The following is a 14,264-nucleotide window of genomic DNA, read 5'->3' on the forward strand; positions in this document are numbered from 1 at the left end:
CGCCTGAGGCTCGATAGACACCTTTTTCTGGACGCGAACATGGAAATCACCCGGCAACTCAAGCCCGTCATCGGCGCCCCCGTGCAGAGCGCCGCGCCCCAGCGCAGCCAGCGCGAGGAAGCGGCCCGCCCCGCCGCCCAGGCGCCGGCCGCCAGCGGCGCGCTGCCGCTGGAGCAGGTCCAGGAAGCCCTGGGCGCGCTGCCGGAAGTGGACCTGGACAAGGTCGCCGCGATCCGCGACGCCCTGGCCCGCGGCGAGGTCTCCCTCGACCCCGAGGCGCTGTCGCGCAGCATGCTCGACTTCCACGGCGGCGGTGCATGAGCGAAAGACGCGCCCGCCTGCTGCAACTGATCGAGGCCGACATCCGCCTGGACCGCGCGGACTACCTGTACCTGCGCACCGCGCTGCTGGACCTGCACGACCAACTGATGGCCCGCGACAGCGAGGCCATCGCCCGCTGCAACACCCGCATCGGCGAACTGGTGGAATCCGTCCGCCAACGCGCCGAACGCCGCGCCAGGGTGCTCCAGGCCTTCGGCCTGGACATCGGCCGCGCCGGCATGCAGCGCCTGCTCGAACACTTCCCCGGCGCCGGCCGCCAGATCCTGCAGCGCGACTGGCAGGCACTGGCCGAACAGGTCGAGGAATGCCGCCTGCTCAACGAGCGCAACGGCCGCCTGCTGGCGATGCACAACGAGATCATCGGCCAACTGCTGGCGGGGCAGGGCGAGCACGGGGTGTATTCGCCGGAGTATTGAAGTTTGCCTTTCACGGCGCCTTCGGGCGCCGTTTTTGTCTGGGCGCAGGGCGGTGATGGTGTGCCGGATCGGCTCCGCTCCCTACAGCCAACCCGCCAACCCGCCGTGCGCTCCTGCGGTCGTGCTTTCCTGGCCCGTAGGGCGGGCGCATAGCCGTTCGCGATTATCCGCTAAGGACGGTTTCGGCGGATAACACCGTAGGCGTCATGCGCCCTACGAAGAAACGTCCGCGCGCCGAACGCCCCTTCAGCGGGCCGAGGGAACCCCTTGCTCAGGAGGCCGGGCCGAAAGGGATGTCGCGAAGGTCCCGGTCAACATAGGGACGCGCTATCGGAATGTGCTTCCACTGCGGGGGGATTCGTGAGGAAAACCCGGTTCCGCCGGGCCCGTATGCTGGTGCGGAGACCTTTGGTTACTTTGGGCAGGGGAGGCCTGCCACCATCTGCCAAAGTGGCACATCCCAGGGGGAGGAACAAACATCTACGCCCTCGGAGCGGAGCACTACACCTAGGCGAGAAGCCGCCGGGTTTCCGCGCTCGCGGGGATGGCGAGAAGGGAATTGGCTGGGACGATGCGATGTCGCCGCGGCAGGGCCTTGTAGTCGTATATGCAGTATTGGCTGCCACGATCCGAGTGCAGCAGCACTTCTTCTCGTGGCTTTCGCCGTGGTACAGCCATCTCCAGCGCGGCATGTACCAAAGCCTGATGCATGCGGCGGTGCATCGCTCAATCGATCACCTCGTGGTGAATGGTGTAGGTCTCCCTTGCCCTTCCATGGGTGGCAGCGTCTGAGGGAGCGATCGACTTGAAGGGGCGGCGTATCGTCGCTCTGGATCTACCGACCTCGCAATGGCAATCAAGGCATCAGCCAGCGACGAATTCGCCAGCCGATGCAGGGGGTGATCAACTCGATGATGATCGAGATGGCGGCGGCCATTGCTCGGAAGGACTACGAGCAACTGCATGAACGCCAGGCCTAGGGCGTCATGAAAGCGAAGAGCGAGAGGAAGTACCGCGGGTATCCCGTCAACGATGATCTTCACAGTAACTCGTTGCCGAACTGTTGCATTTGCTCTGTCCTTGATGTTTGGAAGCGTAGAATGGTAGACGCGGTGGGTATCTGTTTTCAGGGGCGCGCATGTGTCATTCCGTGCCTATGACAGCGCTGATCCTCCCGCTGCGATAAGCCTCGAAGATCTGTCCCAGGCTTGAGCGGGCATCACCCTTGGCAGTGAAAATACCACCACAACCATGGTTGGCTTCGGCATACTTAGGATCATCCATCAGGATCAGGTGCGCTTTTCTCAGGTTCCAGTAGGGTATACCGGCATACAGATGATGTGTTAGATGGTAATTGTCGCCGTGCATACCGATAAACAGGCGTTCAATGAGGCTAGGGAAGCGGTTACGGGTGAGCTTTACCTCATCTTGGTACACCCCGAACATGCCGAAGTGCTCGGAAATCTCGGAAAACCAGCCGATCACTTGGAAGGATGTGAAGTACGGCACGAGCCAGAATAGTAAATACCCCAGGGGGCCCACCGAGAACCAGAACACCGCTAGGATCGCCAGGTGCACGAGCAGTAGTTTGAAGCCTTGCCAAGGCTTGGTAATGATGTCTCCCGCCCGATTTTTTACCAAGTAGATGAAGTAGTGCGAGGTATTGGCTAGCGTGATGCTCTTGAGCAAATGGCGCAAGAGAAAATCAAGCCGATCGCTAGCCGCATATAACCCCGACTCGATATAATAACGGTGATCGGGATCGGTAAGCTGGTCGCCGAGATGATGGTGATGCATCTTCACATGGGAATGCCGGTAGGCCTCGTAGTTCTGGAAGATCGGATAGGCAAGCAAGTACTCACCAATCACTCGGCAGAGCACCTTGTTGCTCATTAAGGTCATGTGCGCGGCCTCGTGCAGCAACGAGGCTATTGCCCGCTGTCGCGAGCCGACCAGTAGCACCGTCAACAGATAAAGGTACGGGCTTTGCAGGCTCAGGATAACCGCTAGCGTAATGACTCCCAGATCGAGCGAGAGTCCGACTACCCAATGCCAGTTGTCCTTTTCATACAAAGGGCGCAGACGGTTCTTTATCTCGACTGTCGGTTTGAATTTGTTCACGTCGTTCATCGAGAGTCCCTATTCGTTAAGTCGAGGTGATAGAGGCTCTGGCGCTGGCGCAGCTATAACGATCAGCCAAAAAGCCGCTTTAACACGACGAGTATGTCGAGCGCCGGTATACAGGCCACTGCATTCAACGACTCATGCTTTGAAGTAAACGCAGAAACTGCTCAGCCTGCGCAATGGTATTGGTGCACCCCAACGAGACACGTACGAAGCGCGCTGGGACCCGGCCAGTCATGTAGCCAGGCGTATGGGAGGCATACCCTGGCCAACAGTTGATTCCTCGGCTGCGGAAGAAACCGACGGTTTCTGGTGCCGATATGCTTTCGTGGAAAAATGAAATTATCCCGCGTTGGTATGCGCCCGGTATGATGAGCTGCAGGTTTTCATATCCCTTGAGCGATTCCACGAGAAAGCGATAAGCCTCGCAATCATCAACATATCCGCCCTGCAGCCGCTCCAGAACCGCAACGTTCAGCCCCATCAGCGTGGCGCCGTTTCGCTCCGCGTATTCAAAGTAACGGGCGTCCTGCACATCCAGGGTCACCCCGCTATCGAGACTGAAGGTTGCCCTGTGCAGGTCGGTAAAACGTGGCCTAGCACGGGCACGAAATGCTGCGGACAAACAGGCGAAACCGGTGCCCCTGGGGCCGCAGAGAAACTTGCGCCCGGCGGCCGTCAGGACATCGCAACCGATCTCCTGGACATTGATCGGCAACATGCCCACCGACTGACAGGCGTCGACGAAGTAGGTGCAGGGATAGCCACGCAGTAGTCTGCCGATAGCCGCCACGTTATTGACGATCCCGCAGCACGATGGCACGTGCACCACCGAGACCAGTTTTACGTTATCGCGCATGTATCTTGCGAGCCAAGCCAGGTCAAGATCGCCGTTATCCAGTAAGGGGATAGTCTCGATCATCAATCCATGACGTTGGCGCAGGTTATCCAGTGCGATCAGGTTGCCTGCATACTCGTAGGGCGTTATCAGAATGCGGTCACCGCAATGCCAGTCCAGTGCATCCAGCGCAGTTACCCAGGCTTTCGTTGCACTGTCGAACAGAGCAATGTCAGCTGGCTGCGCCCCAAGGAGGCGGGCAATGTTCTGATAGACCGCGTGATCCAGCACCTCGGCGCTGGCCAGTTCGGTCTCGTAGGCTCCCTGCTCGCTCTCGGCCTGCAGGAAGGTTTGCATCGCTTGCAAAGCCTGCGCTGACAGCAGGCCCGCTCCAGCCGTATTAAAGTGAATCATGCGCGCCTTCCTTGGACTTGTAGCCCATGTAATAGAAACCTAGCGCCAGTAGTACGCACAGGCACAGCAGATAGAACATGACCTGCGGCTGGTATAGCGAAAGCGCCACCCCGCAAAGCATCGGCCCGAGGGCCCCGCCCAAATTCGACAGGTTCTGGGTGCCGTAATAAGCGCCACGCAGGTTTTCAGGGGCGATGAAGTCGATGAACAGGTATTCGGTAGGAATGATGATGATCTCGCCGATCGTGAACACGGCCATGGCGATAACCCACACGAGCACTCCGTCTGCCTGACTGAAGCCGATCAGGCCTAGTAGGAAGAACAGCATCCCGAGACACAGCATAAGGAACAAATTGGCCTGGTTAATACGCGAGCCCACCAGGTATTGCAGGCCGATCACCACGCAGGCATTGGTGGTGACCAAGTAGTTGATGATCTGGTAAGTCTGTTCCGGGCTACTGGTCACCAGCAGGTATTGCGACAGGTATGCCGAGAACTGGCCAAAGATGATCGCACTGAGTAATCCACCCAAGGTGAAACACACTAGCCGATAGTCCCTGCCCAGGTAATTCAACACATTGAGAAAGCCGTTGTGTTGCGAAGGGGGGGCAACGGTCGCGGAGCTCTTCTCGCCCAGCAACCCGTAGATCGCAACGAACAGCGTCCCCACCAATCCTGCTACCGCGAAAGGCAAGCCAGGGCTCAATTGAGCCAGTAGCACACCCAGAAAGGGCCCCACGGCAAAACCGATATTGGTGAGCGTGTACTTTACCGAGAACACTGCCCCGCGTTTTTGCGCGACCACTAGGGCGGCGATGCCGGATTTTATGGCGATGTCGATGACCGCGTAGGCAAGGTTCACCATCACAATCGCCGCGAAGAACGCGACCAGCGAATCGGTACAATAGGCAGTGCCAAACGCCAAGGCGAACAGCCCTCCCGCAGTCAGCAGGATTTGGTAGTTGGAGAACCGGTCGACCAGAAATCCACCATACAGGCTGAAGAGGGAACTCGCCATGAGAGCCGCCCCCAGCGCTAATCCGACGTCGGCGACGCCCAGACCGAATCGTTCTGCACAATAGACCACGACATAGGGCAGCGTCATTGCGCGTGCCAGGGTAAGGATGAAGGTCGCAGACAGGAACAGATTCACTGGTGCTGTGTATACCCCGCCCTCGGCCAGCCCTAGTTCGGAGCTACTGTTCTTCATTTCAGCATGCCCTGATAGATGGCCGGCTCGGCCTCGCGTAAAAGTCGAATGCTGTCATGAATAACTAAGCGGTCCTTGTCCAGGATGAACACATGGCCTGGCGAGTTTTCCAGGGAGTTGGTCTCGTTGAGCACACCTTCATGCTGAATCTTGATGCTGTGCAGCCCGTGGATGTGTTGCCACACCGTGATATCGGGAAGCTGCCTGATTTCGCCGCTTGTGCGGGCAATTAGAAAAACGCAGCTGGAATGGAAGAGCAGCTTCTTCCTAGGTTTGGCTCGGTATTCCAGGAAACCCTGCGGATTGAGCAGCGACTCCACCCAAAGGTTGAGCTGGTTATGCCCTAGCGCCTGTGTATAAGCCGACAGATCGATCCCCCCTGGCAAGCGCGCGGCTGTCTCAAGTAGCACGGGCTGATCGTTGACGATCATCAGTTCGCTGTGCCCGACCCCCTGCCTGATACCCAAGGCATCCAGCACGGAGAAGATGTACTCGGAGAGCCGGCTGTAGATGTCGTGGTTGTCGATCGGGCACATAAGTTGGTTATAGTCGTGAACCGGTGCCGAGCCGATACGGGTGCGATACACACGTATGATCTCACTGACGAAGTGTTGGCTGTCCACGCTGACCGTATTGACGCAATATTCGATATCGATATTGGGACTTTTTTCCGGCTTCAGTTCTGATAGGAAATCGGAATTTTCCAGATACTGCTGAACGAGCACTTCTTCGTTCTGTGTCAGGAAAATGGTACGGCTAGCCTTGATGGTCTCGAACGCCTGGGTGACCTCGTCTGCTCGAGTGCAGATGTGAATATTGTCGGAACCCGCGCTATTGAGAGGTTTTAGCACGACTGGGAAGAGATCGTGCTGATCGATCCACTCCTGGATCTGCTGTAGGTCTGTCGATTTAAAATGCTGGATGGAGCGAACGCCGGCATTCTTCAGTGCTTCATGCATTTCATACTTATTTCTCCAGCGAATCGCGTGCGCCGGGTCGTTGCGGCGTGCCACCTTAAAACAATCTGCTAGATGCGCGGCTAATTCGACGCCAAACTCGCAACCCGCCAGAACGAACTGCACGTTGTATTGAGTCAGAGCCTCTTTCAGCGCAGTATCGGACTGATAGAGGAAATCGCTGATGAAGTCATTTTCGCGAAACCAGGACTCATAGAATGTGTTGACTTTATCCGTCGAGCGTACATGGATGCACTCATAGCCACGGGACATGAACGCTGGGGCAATCAGGCTGCCGATCGAATAGGCATCTACGACTAACACCACATTCTTCTTGAAGATCATTTCACGCCCTCCACCGCATGGGCGAGTTCGCTCACCTGTGTCTTGATCAGCTCAGCGGCCTTGAGGATGCGCGCGCGGTCGATATTGATATGAGGGACCAGACGGATTTCCCTGTCATTGTAGGGAAGAACTCCCACGCACTTTTCTCTAAGCAGTTCGGCAAAACGCAGCGGCGTCACTCCCAAGGCAGAGATGTCTAAGGTGACCATATTGGTGCCCTTGTAGCCCGAGCGTGCCTCCTCCACGCTGCTGAGTTCTTTGTGCAGTAGTGCCGCATGTTCATGGTCCTCGGCGAGCCGTTCGATGTGGTTGCGCATGGCATACAAGCCCGCGGCGGCCATCATTCCGCTCTGGTGCTGATCACCACCGAACCACTTTCGGTACTTTCTGGCCTGCTGGATAAGCTCGTGCGGGCCCATCATGATTGAGCCGACTGGCGCTCCTAGCCCTTTGGAAAGGCACATGGACATCAGATCGGCATTGTCGGTAAAGGAGGTGACATCCATACCGGTGGCGATTGAGGCGTGGAGAATCCGTGCACCATCCAGGTAACGGTATGCGCCGATGTTCTTGGCATAGGTAAAAACTTGGTTCATCTGTTCCAGAGGGAACACACCGCCGCCTTTACAACCCAGTGTATTTTCTACGACGATCACCCGTGGCACCGCGTAGTTCTGGTTCCAGCGACACTTCGACGCGTACAATTTTTGTAAATCCGCGACATCGAATAAACCATCGTCATGGCAGGTCAGGGAAAAGTTCACCCCAGAAAAGGCAGAAGTCGATGCTGCCTCGTAGAAGTTAATGTGGTAGGAGGCGTCCATGAATATCTCATCGCCGGGGCGCGTCATGGTCTTAATTGCCAGCTGATTGCTCAGGGTTCCTCCGGTCGTAAATAAGCCCGCTTCCTTTTTGAAATAATTTGCGCAATATTCTTCCAGATTCTTGACGCTAGGATCCTCGCCGAAACAGTCATCACCAACCTCGGCTAGGTAAATTGCCTTGCGCATGCCATTGGTGGGTTTAGTCACCGTATCACTTCTAAGGTCAATGAACATGTGTACATCCTTTCTGTAATGTGAGCGGCATACTTTTTGTGCGGTAGCACGCGCGATGTGTTCACGTTATGGTCGGCTCATCCCCATCTGCCGACGCACGCAGTAATTCTGGAGGGATAGATGCCATCCGTTCTATTTAAAATAACAAGGAATGCAAACATCAGATCGGGCTCTGTTTACAGTCCGTGGGCAAACACAGCAGGTTCAGTAACCGGCCGCGAATACCACGCGGGAGGGATCGCTGAAGTCAGCCAGCGCACCTAGAATCTCTTCCGGGGACTCGGCCAAGCGATGCAGAAAGTGTAGGTACCAGCTATCGCCATAGACTCCATAGATACGGCAGGGCAACCCTGCCTCCCTGGCTTGGCGCAGCAAGGTGGGTTGCACGCCGTGGAGCATCTCCAGTTCAATATTTGCTGAATGACGCGACTTGGCCAGGATATGGGGGATCAGGGCGGGATCCTGGGTCGCGCAGCTGACGGGCACACCTGCCCCCAAGGCCATATCCAGCAACCCCAAGTAGCGTTGATCCAGGGCTTCGCCGCGAGGCAGCGCGACCGCCTCAGGCTCGTTGTAGACTCCCTTGACCAACCTGACTTTGCGTCCGTAGTGAAGGATTTTCGGCAGATCGTCGAGGGTGCGGTGTAGATATGCTTGGATGGTCACGCCAACGTTTGCGTGGACAGGCGCCAATTCGCCATACACTTCCAGAATCCGGTCTACTGAGGCGGCACGTTCCATGCTGATCATGACAGGCATATCGTGCGCCGCAGCTGCTGAGATGATGGCTGCCGCATTTTTGTAGGCGGTGTTCTGGGATAGGGCGAGGCCAACGGCGCTAAGGTCGAAGCTCAACTGAGGTTTAAGCCCTGCATCGGCGAATGGCTGGATCGACGTCAGGTACTCATTGATGAAGCGTTGTACTACTGCCGAGTCGGCATTCTCTTCGCCGACGTACTCGACACTCAATGCATAGCCCTTCTCAGCCAGTACGTTCAGTTTTGGCAGCAGCGCGTCCCGGTTTGCGGCAAGAAGATAGCGTTGCGCAGCAGATGCGAACAACTTGAAGAACAAAGAGTCTTTAGAGAACGCCTCCCTGCAGGCTTGGTTCATGGCCAGCTTTTTCAGGGCCGCAGCGGCAAGGATACAAGTTTCGCGGGGAGTCATCGGTCTCTCTCCTTGAGTAAGGCGATAGTGCACTTCTCAGTACGCTTAGACGAATTCTCAACAATCGATAAAGCATCCAACAGCAACGGTCATGAGTCAGCTCAATGGTGCAATGGAATAAAAGCAGGAGTTAATTTAGCTGTCTAGTCTCTTCGGTGGTTCGAGAAATGAAGTCGTACAAGAAGGGGGATGTAGGTGTGCTGCCTTTTTATTTTGATTTTCCTGTGTGTTTCAATGGGTTGCTGTGATCGAAATCGTTATTGGCTGGGCATCTGTGCGGGGGGCGAAAAGCAGAAAAAATGGAATCTTATAGATGCTCTTGGTGAAAAATCTTTATATTGAATATGAATTTTCTGTACGGCATTTCTATGTCTTGCCGCGTGCCTGCTGTTGAAGAACTTCTCACGAGTGAGATTGCCTTGGCCCAGGGTGTGAGCCAACCTCGGATGCCCATTTGTTGAACAGTAGCCATTCGATCATCAGTTGCGGGGGTGGCGATATTGCAGGGTGCACGGTTCCTATATGGCGTAGGTTACCCAGCAATTCCATAGTCAACGTCCGTTTACGGTGTTGAAGATTCGTGTCCAGTGCGAGGCGCGCTGGCAGGGTAGTGAATCCGGCTAGATTGCAGCTGCAGAAACGAGTCTGTAAAACTTGGCACTCTGCCTTCGGCATGACTGCCAAGAGTTCTAGTGTGAGCCATTCCGATCTAGGTCAGAGTACGGAGCGTACTGCTCTTCATTTCAGGTCGGTGAGGAGTCAGATGGTTTGGTTTTGATAACTTTTGCGTAGCAGTACTCACATCCTCCAAGGCGGTGGCTTCTTTAGGTTCCGGCCACCTAGCGTTCACTCCCGCACAATGACTCCGGGTTCCGGTTGCATACTTTGGTGCCCTGTGGCGAGACATGTCCCGACTCTGAGTTCTAGCAGACCTACTCTTGTCATTTCTCCTGCACTTTCTGTAGTACTGCAGTGATGTCGTCAGATGGCAGTCAAAGAAAGGAGGCGAGCTTTTGCGAGGGACTATCAGTATTGGAAGTGTCCTATGGGGCGTATACGTTCTGTGAATAGAGTGGCGGTCCTAACGCCAGAGAAGGCGAAGGGCGGGCCACCGTGCTGCGTCTCGGGCCCTGACGGAGGACCTGTCAGGGGGGCACCCTTTCGGGCCGTCCCTCTCATGCCTTTGGCCGACTGGCTGAGGCTTCAGAAGGTCGGGGTTTCGGTGGTTGCCAGCGCTTGAACTTGGTCCTGCATTTCCCTTTCTCGAAACGCGTCGAGGAAGGTTGTGGTCGAAGAGACCAGTTGGAGTGGAGTATTAATCAATGGTCTGAATCCTAGCCATTCGTAGCACGTGGCGGCGCGGTCGTTTTTGGCGTCCACGGTCAGAAAGGCGATGCCGACGTGTTTGGACATTTCGAAGACGCGCCAAAAGGTGTCGTTGAGCTTTCCGAGCCGCCGGCCTTGGCAGGTGAAACTCACCGCCAAACGAGGGGGCCGGAACTCGCATTCAACCCAGCCCCAAATCTCCGCTTAACTCCAACCCCCACCCGGTCGCCTTGACTGGGAAGCAGCTCCCGCGCCGGCAGGCGGAAAGGCCCTTTCCGGCTCGCCTTCCGGTTCCACGAGGCGGAAGCATCCTTTCACTTCGCTGCCGGCTGGAGTCCCCGGAATACGGGCCTTCCGGGCGTTGGCACCGAACTTGCTCCCAGGCTCGCAAAGGGGTACCCGACCATGGCAACCATAGATTCCGATTACGTCCAGCAGATGGCGACCCAGCTGGCCCAGTACGACATCCAGGCGTCGCAGACGCGGCTGAACCGCAACAAGACCAGCTACAACAGCGAGCTGTCCGCGGTCACCCAGCTGAAGTCGGCGCTGAGCAGCTTCGCCTCGGCGGTGACCGGGCTGCGCAGCAGCTCCAGCAGCGCCAGCAACATGCTGGTCAACAGCGCCACCTTCAGCGCCGAGGGCTATGCTACCGCCAGCGTCGGTTCCACCGCCGTTTCCGGCAGCTACCAGTTCTTCGTCAAGCAGCTGGCCTCCAAGGACCAGGTGGCCCTGCAGGGCCTGAGCGACGGCGACCTGGGCAGCGGCGAGCTGACCATCGGCCAGGGCAGCGACAGCTTCAAGGTCGACATGAGCGGCATCACCAGCCTCAGCGCCCTGGCCTCGGCCATCAACGGCGCCGCCGACAACACCGGCGTCAAGGCCACCCTGGTACGCAGCGACGGCACGGTGAACCTGGTGCTGACCAGCGACGAGAGCGGCGAGGACCAGGCCATCAGCCTGTCCAGCAGCAATGCCGCGGTGCAGGGCTCCATCGATAGCCGCAAGCAGCTTTCCAGCGCCCAGGACGCCATCGTCTACCTGGGCGGGCAGGGCGGCATCGAGCTGCGCAACGCCAGCAACACCTTCGACAAGGCCATCGACGGCGTGAGCCTGACCTTCACCAAGGTCAGCGACCCGGCCGAGGCGCCGCTGAGCCTCGACATCGGCCGCGACAAGGACGCCACCACCAAGAAGCTGCAGGGCTTCCTGGATGCCTACAACACCCTGATGGGCACCATCGGCACGCTGACCGCCAGCGGCAGCGGCACCACCAGCCGCGGCGCGCTGGCCGGCGACTCGGCGGTGCAGGCGATCAGGTCGGCGGTCAACGGCCTGATCCGCACCAGCTTCGGCGGCGTCAACCTGATCGGCTACGGCGTCAGCGCCGACAGCAGCGGCAAGCTGACCCTCGACAGCAGCAAGCTGGAGAAGGCCCTGGCGCAGAACGCCGACGGCTTCGAGCAACTGTTCAGCGGCAAGGGCAACCTGATCGACAGCCTGGACAGCGCGCTCAAGGCCTACACCAGCTCCACCAGCGGCCTGCTGACCTCGCGGGTGAACAGCCTGAACGACAAGCTGGCCGACATCGACGACCAGTTCGATGCCCTGCAGACGCGCTACAACAACGCCTACTCGCGCTACCTCAAGCAGTACACCAACCTCATGCAAGTCATGAATTCCATGGACCAGACCTCCAGCATGTTCACATGACCTATTCGATGAACGAAGGCTACGACAGCTACCGCACCACGGACCTGGAGGCGCGCGCCGCCGCGGCGTCGCCCTACGAGCTGGTGCTGGTGCTGTTCGACGGCCTGCTCGACGAACTGGCCCGCGCCCGCGGGCATATCGAGGCCAGGCGCTTCCAGCAGAAGGGCCGTTCCCTGGACAAGTGCATGAACATCCTCAACGGCCTGTCCAGCGCCCTCGACTACGAGGCCGGCGGGGAGGTGGTGCAGGACCTGGCGCGGCTCTACGACTACTGCATCTACCGCCTCTCGGACGTCAGCGTGAACCTGTCGCTGGAGGGCCTGGACGAGGTCGCCGGCCTGCTCGGCACCCTGCGCGAAGGCTGGGCCGGTGTCCATGCCGCCCGTGGCTGACCCGCGCGTGCATGCGCTGCGCAGCCTCCACGCGCGCCTGGGCGAGGTGCTGGCGCGCGGCGAGTGGGCGAACCTGGGCGAGGTCGACGGCGCCATCCGCGCGCTGCTCGAACGCCTGGCCGCCGGCCCCGCGCTGGACGCCGCCGGCATGGAGGCCAAGCGCCGTTTGCAGCAGTTGCACGAGCAGGCGCGGCGCGCCTGCGCGCAGGAGGTGGAACGCCTGCGCCAGTTGCTGGCGAGCCACCTGGAGTACGCCGAAGGGCGCTCCGCCTACATGCAGATAGACCGCTTGCTGGCCGGGAGATGACAGTGTTGCAGCTGAACAGCCGCCTGGCCGCGGATGCCGCGCCGGGCAAGGACGCGCCCTTGCCGGCCGTGCCCGCCATGGGCGCCGGGCAGATGGTCGAAGGTGTTGTCGCCAGGGGCGGCTCGGAGGCGGCGGGCGAGGTGCTGCCGGCCTTCGCCGCGCAATTGGCCAAGGGCGCGGAAGCGGCCGAAGCGCCGGCGGAAATGCCATCGACCCCCGCCGACCCGGCCGTATCGCAGGACGCACAACCGCAGCCCGACCCGAGCCTGGGCGCCTTGCCGGGCGCCGAACAGTGGCTGGCCAGCATGCTCGGCCAGCGCGAGGTGACGCTGCAGGCCCGCGATGCCGGCCAGGCCGGCGATGCCGCGAGCGCCCCGATATCCCGTGGCTTGCCCGCCAACCTGCCGCTGCCGCAACTGCCCCAGGGCATGGTCGAGGCTGCGCCGACGCCGACGCCGACGCCGGCCCAGGGCCAGCCGCTGCCGAGCCTGGCCCTGCCGGCCAAGGCCGAGGAAGCGCCACCGGCGAAGGCCGCAACGGCTGCCGACGAATTGCTGCACAGCCAGCTCGACAAGCTCGCCGGCCAGGTGCCGCCGCCCGCCGCGCCGGCGCCGCCCAACGCCCCGGCCGTGGCGAACGACGCCCAGCCGCTGGCGGCCAGCCACATGCCCGAGCGCCAGCTGAGCCTGCAGGCGCCGGCCGAACGCTGGGGCGAGCAACTGCTCAACGCCCTGCGCGACAACGTCGAGCTGCAGCTGCGGCACAACCAGCAGAGCGCCGCCATCCGCCTGGACCCGCCGGAGCTGGGGCGCCTGGAAATCTACCTGAGCCGGGACAATGCAGGCCTGACGGTGCAGATCCACGCGGCCCAGGGCGACGTCGCCCGCCTGCTGCAGCAGGGCGCCGAGCGCCTGCGCCAGGACATCGCCGGAGCCAGCCAGCAGCCGGTGGAGGTGCAGGTCTCCGACGGCCGCGCCGGCCAGCAGCAGGCGCAGCAGCAACAGGCCCGACAGGGGCGCCCGGCCAGTTGGCTGGACGACGCGCCGACCGGCGCGGCGGCGGAGCAGGGGGCGGCGGCGGACGCCGGCCTGCGCCCGCGCGACGTGCTGGTCACCGTCTAGCGCCGGGCAACCCATGGAAACCGAGGATCGGAAAACCGTCATGACGATGCGCCGCATCATGTTGTTGTTCACTGTTCTGAATCTGCTGATCGCCGCCGGCGGCGTGGCCGGCACCTGGTACCTGGCGCGCCCGCTGCTGGCCGCCCAGGCCAGGGCCGGCGAGGCCGCCGGCGCTGAGCAGGGCGCCGCGGCGGAAGAGGAAGCGCCCGGCGAATACGAGTTCTTCCCGGTCAACAAGATCATCGTCAGCCTGCCGGGCGGCGACGGCCGCGAGCACTACTTCGTGCTCGACCTGGTGCTGCAGGCCGAGCTGGGCACCCAGCAGAAGAAGCTGCAGCAGATCGACCCCATGGTGCGCAACTCGGCGGTGGCGCACCTCTCCGCGCTGACCTACGAGCAGTTGCGGGCCAAGGCCATCCCGGCGCTGCAGGGCGAACTGGAGCAGGTGCTGCTGGCCGACTTCGCCACGCGCAAGGTGGCCGCGCCCTTCCAGCACGTGCTGGTCAGCAAGCTGATCGTGCAATAGGGGCCCGCC

Annotated in this window: 14 protein-coding genes; 7 read left to right on the forward strand and 7 right to left on the reverse strand. The window is 60.0% G+C overall.

Annotation, left to right across the window (positions count from 1 at the left end; all coding sequences use genetic code 11):
* Positions 1-39 precede the first annotated feature (39 nt).
* Together flgM and flgN are read left to right on the forward strand one after the other, a co-directional pair.
* Positions 40-321 carry a flagellar biosynthesis anti-sigma factor FlgM gene (flgM, locus tag VV867_RS05570; protein ID WP_089393491.1) on the forward strand — a complete coding sequence of 94 codons (282 nt, stop codon included), beginning with the start codon at positions 40-42 and terminating at the stop codon, positions 319-321.
* Complete coding sequence (gene flgN / locus VV867_RS05575; protein ID WP_328565823.1) at positions 318-758, forward strand: flagellar export chaperone FlgN; 441 nt, start codon at positions 318-320, stop codon at positions 756-758. Before flgM ends, flgN begins: the two co-directional genes overlap by 4 nt.
* Positions 759-1,901: 1,143 nt before the next feature.
* Here the strand turns inward: flgN and gntB are convergent.
* From gntB to VV867_RS05610, 7 genes are all read right to left on the reverse strand, one after another.
* Positions 1,902-2,888 carry a guanitoxin biosynthesis L-arginine gamma (S) hydroxylase gene (gene gntB / locus VV867_RS05580; protein WP_109935517.1) on the reverse strand — a complete coding sequence of 329 codons (987 nt, stop codon included), beginning with the start codon at positions 2,886-2,888 and terminating at the stop codon, positions 1,902-1,904.
* A 124-nt stretch (positions 2,889-3,012) separates the two neighbouring features.
* On the reverse strand, positions 3,013-4,134 hold the full coding sequence (locus VV867_RS05585) for an aminotransferase class V-fold PLP-dependent enzyme (protein ID WP_109935516.1): 1,122 nt from the start codon (positions 4,132-4,134) through the stop codon (positions 3,013-3,015).
* The gene (locus tag VV867_RS05590) at positions 4,121-5,344 is read right to left on the reverse strand and encodes an MFS transporter (RefSeq protein WP_109935515.1); all 1,224 of its coding nucleotides are present in this window, start codon (positions 5,342-5,344) and stop codon (positions 4,121-4,123) included. Before VV867_RS05590 ends, VV867_RS05585 begins: the two co-directional genes overlap by 14 nt.
* Positions 5,341-6,645, reverse strand: coding sequence for a hypothetical protein (locus VV867_RS05595; protein ID WP_328565824.1), 1,305 nt, complete (start codon positions 6,643-6,645; stop codon positions 5,341-5,343). Before VV867_RS05595 ends, VV867_RS05590 begins: the two co-directional genes overlap by 4 nt.
* Positions 6,642-7,703 (reverse strand): threonine aldolase family protein, encoded by a 1,062-nt coding sequence (locus VV867_RS05600; RefSeq protein ID WP_328565825.1) that lies wholly within the window; start codon positions 7,701-7,703, stop codon positions 6,642-6,644. Before VV867_RS05600 ends, VV867_RS05595 begins: the two co-directional genes overlap by 4 nt.
* 204 nt (positions 7,704-7,907) lie before the next feature.
* Positions 7,908-8,870, reverse strand: coding sequence for a proline dehydrogenase family protein (locus tag VV867_RS05605; protein WP_328565826.1), 963 nt, complete (start codon positions 8,868-8,870; stop codon positions 7,908-7,910).
* Positions 8,871-10,073: 1,203 nt separating this feature from the next.
* Entirely contained in the window at positions 10,074-10,349 is a 276-nt protein-coding gene (locus VV867_RS05610; RefSeq protein ID WP_146219626.1) for a hypothetical protein, read from the reverse strand.
* Between the two features lie 252 nt (positions 10,350-10,601).
* Here VV867_RS05610 and fliD point away from each other — a divergent pair, with 252 nt between their 5' ends.
* Genes fliD through VV867_RS05635 form a run of 5 tightly spaced genes read left to right on the forward strand, consistent with a single transcriptional unit; the run spans position 10,602 to position 14,255 of the window.
* Entirely contained in the window at positions 10,602-11,909 is a 1,308-nt protein-coding gene (fliD, locus tag VV867_RS05615) for a flagellar filament capping protein FliD (RefSeq protein ID WP_328565827.1), read from the forward strand.
* Positions 11,906-12,301: a flagellar export chaperone FliS gene (fliS, locus tag VV867_RS05620; protein ID WP_109935509.1), complete on the forward strand. Its 396-nt coding sequence runs from the start codon at positions 11,906-11,908 to the stop codon at positions 12,299-12,301. The genes fliD and fliS overlap by 4 nt, the downstream gene beginning before the upstream one ends.
* Positions 12,285-12,608 (forward strand): hypothetical protein, encoded by a 324-nt coding sequence (locus tag VV867_RS05625; protein ID WP_249920127.1) that lies wholly within the window; start codon positions 12,285-12,287, stop codon positions 12,606-12,608. The genes fliS and VV867_RS05625 overlap by 17 nt, the downstream gene beginning before the upstream one ends.
* Before the next feature lie 2 nt (positions 12,609-12,610).
* Positions 12,611-13,729, forward strand: a complete 1,119-nt coding sequence (locus tag VV867_RS05630; RefSeq protein WP_328565828.1) for a flagellar hook-length control protein FliK — start codon at positions 12,611-12,613, stop codon at positions 13,727-13,729.
* 40 nt (positions 13,730-13,769) lie between these two features.
* A complete protein-coding gene (locus VV867_RS05635) occupies positions 13,770-14,255 on the forward strand; it encodes a flagellar basal body-associated FliL family protein (RefSeq protein WP_275629921.1) in 486 nt (161 codons plus the stop codon).
* Positions 14,256-14,264 lie beyond the last annotated feature (9 nt).

The organism is Pseudomonas sp. JH-2 (genome assembly GCF_036231725.1).
In the GTDB taxonomy this organism is placed as follows: Bacteria; Pseudomonadota; Gammaproteobacteria; order Pseudomonadales; family Pseudomonadaceae; genus Pseudomonas; species Pseudomonas delhiensis.

Excerpts from the sequence above, each read along its gene's own strand:
- VV867_RS05595 (WP_328565824.1), bottom strand. The coding sequence starts at position 6,645 with ATGATCTTCAAGAAGAATGTGGTGTTAGTCGTAGATGCCTATTCGATC.
- VV867_RS05590 (WP_109935515.1), bottom strand. The coding sequence starts at position 5,344 with ATGAAGAACAGTAGCTCCGAACTAGGGCTGGCCGAGGGCGGGGTATAC.
- flgN (WP_328565823.1), top strand. The coding sequence starts at position 318 with ATGAGCGAAAGACGCGCCCGCCTGCTGCAACTGATCGAGGCCGACATC.
- VV867_RS05625 (WP_249920127.1), top strand. The coding sequence starts at position 12,285 with ATGCCGCCCGTGGCTGACCCGCGCGTGCATGCGCTGCGCAGCCTCCAC.
- flgM (WP_089393491.1), top strand. The coding sequence starts at position 40 with ATGGAAATCACCCGGCAACTCAAGCCCGTCATCGGCGCCCCCGTGCAG.
- gntB (WP_109935517.1), bottom strand. The coding sequence starts at position 2,888 with ATGAACGACGTGAACAAATTCAAACCGACAGTCGAGATAAAGAACCGT.
- fliS (WP_109935509.1), top strand. The coding sequence starts at position 11,906 with ATGACCTATTCGATGAACGAAGGCTACGACAGCTACCGCACCACGGAC.
- VV867_RS05600 (WP_328565825.1), bottom strand. The coding sequence starts at position 7,703 with ATGTTCATTGACCTTAGAAGTGATACGGTGACTAAACCCACCAATGGC.
- fliD (WP_328565827.1), top strand. The coding sequence starts at position 10,602 with ATGGCAACCATAGATTCCGATTACGTCCAGCAGATGGCGACCCAGCTG.
- VV867_RS05585 (WP_109935516.1), bottom strand. The coding sequence starts at position 4,134 with ATGATTCACTTTAATACGGCTGGAGCGGGCCTGCTGTCAGCGCAGGCT.
- VV867_RS05635 (WP_275629921.1), top strand. The coding sequence starts at position 13,770 with ATGACGATGCGCCGCATCATGTTGTTGTTCACTGTTCTGAATCTGCTG.
- VV867_RS05605 (WP_328565826.1), bottom strand. The coding sequence starts at position 8,870 with ATGACTCCCCGCGAAACTTGTATCCTTGCCGCTGCGGCCCTGAAAAAG.